The 6,901-nt window shown below is 39.1% G+C and carries 8 protein-coding genes and 1 pseudogene; all 9 read left to right on the top strand.

Translation table 11 applies throughout. From position 1 onward, the window contains the following. Window positions 1-248, top strand: a pseudogene (locus G625_RS22895) (hypothetical protein); the annotation flags it as partial. A 52-nt stretch (window positions 249-300) separates the two neighbouring features. Continuing rightward, window positions 301-612 (top strand): hypothetical protein, encoded by a 312-nt coding sequence (locus G625_RS0114115; RefSeq protein WP_029201614.1) that lies wholly within the window; start codon window positions 301-303, stop codon window positions 610-612. 76 nt (window positions 613-688) lie between these two features. Beyond that, a complete protein-coding gene (locus G625_RS0114120; protein WP_029201615.1) occupies window positions 689-1,321 on the top strand; it encodes a hypothetical protein in 633 nt (210 codons plus the stop codon). Between the two features lie 40 nt (window positions 1,322-1,361). After that, the gene (locus tag G625_RS0114125; protein ID WP_029201616.1) at window positions 1,362-1,658 is read left to right on the top strand and encodes a hypothetical protein; all 297 of its coding nucleotides are present in this window, start codon (window positions 1,362-1,364) and stop codon (window positions 1,656-1,658) included. Between the two features lie 294 nt (window positions 1,659-1,952). Beyond that, window positions 1,953-2,831 carry a single-stranded DNA-binding protein gene (locus tag G625_RS0114130; RefSeq protein ID WP_084152918.1) on the top strand — a complete coding sequence of 293 codons (879 nt, stop codon included), beginning with the start codon at window positions 1,953-1,955 and terminating at the stop codon, window positions 2,829-2,831. A gap of 111 nt (window positions 2,832-2,942) precedes the next feature. Next, window positions 2,943-3,797, top strand: a complete 855-nt coding sequence (locus tag G625_RS0114135; RefSeq protein WP_029201618.1) for a class B sortase — start codon at window positions 2,943-2,945, stop codon at window positions 3,795-3,797. A gap of 447 nt (window positions 3,798-4,244) precedes the next feature. After that, window positions 4,245-5,234 (top strand): phage tail tip lysozyme, encoded by a 990-nt coding sequence (locus G625_RS21540; protein ID WP_207637313.1) that lies wholly within the window; start codon window positions 4,245-4,247, stop codon window positions 5,232-5,234. Between the two features lie 98 nt (window positions 5,235-5,332). Then, window positions 5,333-6,427, top strand: a complete 1,095-nt coding sequence (locus tag G625_RS0114145; RefSeq protein ID WP_029201620.1) for a hypothetical protein — start codon at window positions 5,333-5,335, stop codon at window positions 6,425-6,427. 300 nt (window positions 6,428-6,727) lie between these two features. Next, on the top strand, window positions 6,728-6,901 hold a 174-nt coding region (locus G625_RS22065; RefSeq protein ID WP_198014909.1), incomplete at its 3' end, for a transposase.

Genomic DNA, 6,901 nt, shown 5'->3' on the forward strand with positions numbered 1-6,901 from the left:
TCCAGAGGGCAAACACAGATCACCGATCGCTCGGAGAACTGTTCTACCTGTATGTCCAGGAAGTAGCGGAAATAACCTTTGACCATTCTATGCGACTAATCATGATCGCACTGCTTTCAACCGTCAAAGAGTTCTTTGCGCTCACTGATGCTCAAATGGCAGGGTTTGTACAGCAATTCATCAACAACCTGCCAAACTATCTGAAAGCGCCCTTAGAGGCCTGCGCGGAGCAGTTGTCGGCGGCATAATGGTATTTTTGTGCCGCAAACATTGTAAACACTGAGTTTCACGCCCTTTTGGGTGTGGGAAGTATTAGTAAACAATAAGAATCAGTTTGTCAGTGGCGATATTTATCATTCAGGACGAAACATCTATTCCATATCGGAAATCGACAATCAGGGAGAATCACATATAGTCATTGCATTCATTAATTATTTTGGAGATTTTGCTGCATCCGGAACGCCGGAGTTTTATAAGATATTTGATCCGACTAACGACTATCTTGAATATGTCCACGAAACCAACAGAATTACAGAAGAGGAATATAGTTCTCTTGTGAAGGAATACACAAAAGAAAACACTTCAATTGATTGGATAAGGCTTGGATGGTGAATAATATGAAATTTGAAAAAAATGGGTAACAGCTCTTAAAAAGGATACTACAACAGAAGAAAATGGGAGATTCCTTATGAATGAAGATACGTATATGATGATCAAAAGTGAATGGTCCCCTACAGCAATAATTACAGATGGTATTAATGGTCATCTTAAACCGCATGAAGAAAATGTAACCATATGCTATGGCTCCTTATACGATCAGATTATGGATTCAAATTTGAATGTTAAAATAATTAATGAGAAAGATTTATTGTTAGGAGAATTGTCAGCGATAGTCTTTCGGATAGGCTCCTATAACATAAGATTTGCCCTCAAAATATATCACCGTAAAGATGGCGACTACGAAATTGATCGTAAAAATCCAATTGATCTTAACAAGATTCCATTTATAAAAAATAATGTTTTCCCTATACTTGATAATTTTGAGAATAGAAAAAACTATGCAGTTGTTACTGAAATATCTGCTAATAATACTGATTCCGGAGAAGATGGCATGTTCTATATATGTAATACTCAGGAGGCAATTGGTGGCAGTTGGCATGAAGTTGTCACAGATATTATAACTGCTAAAAAATCAGAATCAGCTGATGATCAAGAGCATCTTCTTGTTTGTATTACTTGGACTGGAACCTGTCATACAGTTGCAAACTGGTATGATTTTGATTGTGAAGGAAATGTTACAAGCTTTTCGTATGAAGCATAATCATATTAACAGCTGAGAAGAAGAATATGGAAAGGTACGAGTGATTGATATAAACACATATGAAGCTTATTTAAATCATGAAGCAGGAAATATCATCACAATTGAAGAATGTATGCAGATTTATAAGGAATTGGTAGAAAGCATTACTTTATGTTCATTAGAAGATAAGGATGAATTCTGGAATGAATTTATCAATCGAGCAGCAAGATATACTTATATAAGGAATCAGTGGGAAATCATGAGTACAGAAGAAAAGATGGCTGCTGATGATGGTCGTACACAGGCTCATACTTTCCCTAAATACTCTTGCAAGAATAGTAGAACAGGAAGGCCGTGATGCTTCATGGAGGGCAAAATTAGGCGATGAAAGAAAACGTATAGGTGATTTTGCCTGCTTTGTTTCATATATAACGGGAATATCTAACAGATAAAAACATTGTGATATACAGCTTCGGATCTCCATAGTCTATAGGTTTTTCCTCAAAATTTTTCAATATTCTTATTCAAGAACCGGTTCGCCGGTTCTTTTTTTTAAAAAATTTTTCAAAAAAAACTAATACGGCTAAAACTCCGTACATAATTAGAAAGTAAACGAGTTAATAGAGTTATTTGGAGAAAGAAGGTATTTAGAATGGCACGTCACAATGAGGTCACAATGTACGGCCAAGTGTCGAGCGCACCAAAAATATATACTGATAAGCCCGGACAACCGGACGCTAAGAAGATACAGGTAATCTGTACCGTTGCGGTCATCCGTGGCATCAGGGATTATGGTGCCAAGGACCACAGGATCAAAATGGATAACCCCATCGTCCTTTCACAAAATGCAAAAATCATGAAGCAGATGGCTAAATGGGAAAAGGGAGATATGGTACTCATTAGAGGAACACTTGCTTCCCACGACTATACAAAGCATTGCTTATGTAAGAATGAAGCCTGTGAGGATGAAGAAGGAAAGCATTCTGTTATTTCCTTTAATGAAACCCTTTCATATGTAAACCCTGTATTCACAGAGGTTCTTTCAAAGGGACTTGATCCATCGGAAGGCACCAAGAATATGCGTGAGCGCTCGGAGATTTCAAACCGAGTTACCATAATCGGAAAAGCCAGCAACGAGCCGGAGATCTATACTACAGACCAGGGACAGCGGATCACCAATTATGTCCTTGATGTACCTCGTAAGTATAGAATAAAGGAGGATGATGATTCGAACCGTCATGATTTCCTTATTATGAAGTCATACGGTAAGATCGCAGATATGGATTACCGCTACATAAAAAAAGACGGGCACGTATTTGTAGATGGAGCAATACAGGTGAGAGAATACGCAAAACAGCTTGAGTGCCCGTACTGTCATACCGTTCACAACATATTAAGGACTGTGACAGAAGTAATTCCTTATTCAACTGAGTACGGTGTTGGCTGCAGAACAGAAGAAGAGGCAGAAGAGTTTCAGACTAAGAAATCAGCTCAGGAAGCCGGCGAAGTAAAGGACGAGATCTTCTCATAAAAAATAAATAATAAAATCTGCTGTAAAACCGGCAGATTTTTTTGTTATCCGAGTTATCCCCTTCCATAATCTGTTTGTAGATTATTAGATAAGTCATTAGAGGAGGTAGAAATGAAAAAAACAATGACTTTTATCCTTATCATACTTGCTGCGGTTTTCGTGACATTGTCAGTGAAACGTGCAAGAGATAAGGAACAGGCGGCTGAGTCTTATAAGGAACTTAAAGCCGAGATGTTTACTGAAGCTGAAACTCTGCCGGAAACAACGGTGGATGATGCAGAGGAAACAGAAGCCATTACTCTTTCTAGTGACGAAAGGGCTATGGTTGATGGTGTTAAACGCCTTCAGAAGGATAACGAAGATGTTCAAGGATACATTATGATCCTTGACTCTGATATCAAGAAGGAAGAGCTCTGCGGTTCAGCGATAAGGGATGAAGGAGTAGTTCTTCAGTACCCTGTCTATCAACGTAGGGGTAATGATCAGGAGGCGCTTGATTATTACCTGCACCATAATGGCAAAGGTGAACCGGAAAGCTACCCGGGGTGTATCTTTGGTGACGGTGCAATCGATGATAAGGGCAACTATCTTTTTGATTTTGACAGCAAAGGCAATCATGTCATTGCAGGACACAACATGAGTGTCAATCGGAATAAAAAAGAAAACTGGATGTTCGGCGGACTCAGATTCTATGAGGACGCCGATTACCTTAAGGAGCACAAAAACCTTGTCCTCGTAACAGATAAGACAGTGAAGTATTTCACTATCATTTGTTATTACGATGGCAAGGCAGATGATGATTACTATAATCTTCATCCAGAGGCCCCGGAGTCTCTTTCAAAGTTCCTTTCTGATAAGACAGGGACTAGGATTGAGACAGATGACGCGGTAACGCTCGTCGCCTGTGACGACGATACAACAAATGACATCGGACGTCGCTATGTCATTGCAATTTCTATTAAATAGGTGGGCTGAAATATGCTCACTTATTTTTTTTAAGATAATTCTCCAAAAAATACTGATACAGAAAGAACTGTCCCCATAATTGCTTTATGGAAAGGGGTTGATACCATGATTAGATTGCCACTTATTATTTACATTCCGGTACTTTTCCTAATGGGGATAGTTTATGTAGCATCGGGAACACTGTTTACCAAAAACAAAATAATTCATTTAAAAGAATCAGTTTTACGGTTCTTAGTATTAGCAACGATTTTCACCGCTATATATTACCTTACTTGAATGCCTAAATACACTCTCAAATAAAACAGTGAAAGGAATTGTGACTTAATGAGAAGAATGTTATCGGGGATAATGGCAATTTTAACCGTCGTTATGTCCCCCTTTAGCACATACGCATCGGATAAAGATAATAAGGTGGCTCCGTCAGCCATTTACGGCTCAAGGATAAATATGTCAATCAATCAGGAGTCAGTTAAGTATTCACCGCAATATTTTGATCCGAATGAACTGAATGTGACATCAAGCTCTACCTTATCTGTAATGGATATTCCCGGATTATCAACAGAAGAGATGGAAAATATGAGAAAGATAGTATCGGGATTACAGGACCTTAACCTTTCTAATGCCATGCTTGCAGGAATACTTGGAAATCTCCGTCAAGAGTCTAACTTCAAACCCTCAGCCCTGTCAGCTTCAAAAACATACTATGGCCTTGTTCAATGGGGAAAAGAACGAAGAACAGCCCTTGAAACTATACCGGATTATGATACAGTCGAAGGCCAGGTAAAATTCCTGAAAGCAGAGCTTCAGGGTACAGCTCCGGCAACAGGAAATTATGGTGCTACCTTAGATAAGTATCTGAGCCGCTATGACAGTTCGAATATGCAGACTGTAACAGATGTTGAAATGGCATGCGAAGCATTCTGTGTTGTGGTTGAGGGATGTATGGGTGGTAAAGCTGAAAATAAAAATAAAGCCAAAGACGGTAAATACTATCAAGATCTTGGCCAAAGAAAAGATTATGCAAAAGAGATTTATAATTACCTCGAAATCGGCAATATAAGCGTTGAAGCGTCGGAACAGGCTAAGGAATTCCTTTCAATAGCATCGTCAAAGCTCGGCTGCCATTATGTATGGGGAGCAAAAGGCCCTAACTCATTTGACTGCTCAGGCTATGTCTGGTGGTGTTTAAATCAGGCCGGTGTAAACGTTCCGTACAGAACAACAGCTAACTGGATATCAGACAAGCCGTTTCCGCAGGTTACTTCTTATGATGATCTTAGGGCCGGTGATGTCATGCTTATTAGTGGACATATCGTAATTATTGTAGGAGACGGAACCATTATGGATGCTTCATCATCTAATGGAAAAGTAGTTCACAGAAATCTTAGTGATTGGTGGAGAAATCACTTTGTAGTTGGATATAGGATATTTAATTAAATTGCCATGCTAGGATACCCTTTATGTTATGTGCTATATTAATTATTCGCACGCATAATTAACGTATGAACAATAAAAGTAATAGGGGAGAGATATATATGAAATACTTATTTAAGACAATATTCTTTGCAACAGCCATTATGACAATGGCTGCATTCGCATCATTTGCAGAAACTGAAAGGGTAGATAATCTGAACTCAGACTTTCTTCCTGAAAATGCAGTAGATGTAGAAATCACGGCAGATGTACCAGAGTATTACAACATGAAGATTGATGTCATGATAAATGGCATAGATTTCGATCTAAAGTATCGTGAGGATTTACCGTACAACGGTTACACCAGAACATACCCTATATCAGCCGGTGTTTATGATGTTACGGTGTTTTCAAATGAAGATATAAACGATGAATACACATACGAAGTATCTCCTAAGACATTGGATACTTCAAAGTGTCAGAATGTAAAGATCAAGGTTAAATCCTTAGGAAAAGATATAGAAGCTGGGGAAGAAGATAATCATGAAGTAGATGAGAGCATAGGCCCCCTTGACGTTGAACCAGAAATAATAGATCTTTCCGACGGAAAAACCTATGGCACATTCCGTGTAAAGCTAGTAAGCTACGAGGCAGCTATCACCCATGTAACATATCAGATTACAGACGGAAAAACGGTCTATGACATAGACTTAAAGCGAGACTATAATTTCGCTGCAGACGTACTCCTTCCCGTAGGTTCTTATTATGAGCTCGGTTCACCAAATTTCGACTTAGACGAGAAAGCTGCATGGAACAATGAAATCAGATGTACTTGGTCCCATAAATATAATAGGGGTACTTTCGGAAACTACTACGAGATTGTGGAAAATAACACAACACTTCTTGACGATCTTGAAATCATGATGATTCAGAGAGGAGATGTCTTCCCGTTTGATTCATATATGCTTTTCCAGCCAATGATCAAGAACGAAAGAGATGCCCTTATTGAATCCCATGCTCAGGCAATTCAGGAATCATTGAATGAAACTACAGAAACAACAGAAGCAGAGACAGAAGAAACTGAGACGATTGCAGAGCTAAAGCCTATAGAAGATACTACCAGTGTAGATATCGGACGTATCATTGCTATTGCCGGTGCTGTGGCAGCAATATTGATTGCAAGCGTTGCGGTTGTATTGAAACTAAAGAAAAAATAAGTACATATTTTAAAGCGGTCATATCATAAAGGATTGGGCTGAACAATATTTGAAATAATAGCCTCACCGAGAACTGCAAATATACATAGCGCCAAGGACTACAGGTCCCTGGCGCTATTATTGTAGGTCGAGACCACGTGCCGCGCGCTGCTTCAAGTTTTGCCGGCAGCAAAACGATCAAGCGCGTGGCACACAAAACCACCCGCTATGCGGGTGGGTGTTCAAGTTATACAAAATCACCGTATCCTCACTATAATAGTAGTGCTCAAGCCACTATACAGAAAGGATACGGTGATATAAATGGCGAATAAAGAATACTCGCTCGCCCATACGAAATGGATGTGTAAATATCATATCGTATTTACACCAAAGTATAGACGAAAAATAATTTACAATCAATATAAGGAAGATTTGCGCGATATAATAAAGCACCTATGTAATTACAAAGGTGTAGAGATAATAGAGGGGCATCTG

The sequence above is a fragment of the Oribacterium sp. NK2B42 genome (assembly GCF_000424445.1).
Lineage (GTDB): Bacteria > Bacillota > Clostridia > Lachnospirales > Lachnospiraceae > Oribacterium.

Bases quoted from the DNA above. Each gene is read 5' to 3' on its own strand.
- G625_RS0114145 (WP_029201620.1), top strand. From the start codon at position 5,333: ATGAAATACTTATTTAAGACAATATTCTTTGCAACAGCCATTATGACA.
- G625_RS21540 (WP_207637313.1), top strand. From the start codon at position 4,245: ATGTCAATCAATCAGGAGTCAGTTAAGTATTCACCGCAATATTTTGAT.
- G625_RS0114135 (WP_029201618.1), top strand. From the start codon at position 2,943: ATGAAAAAAACAATGACTTTTATCCTTATCATACTTGCTGCGGTTTTC.
- G625_RS0114130 (WP_084152918.1), top strand. From the start codon at position 1,953: ATGGCACGTCACAATGAGGTCACAATGTACGGCCAAGTGTCGAGCGCA.
- G625_RS0114120 (WP_029201615.1), top strand. From the start codon at position 689: ATGAATGAAGATACGTATATGATGATCAAAAGTGAATGGTCCCCTACA.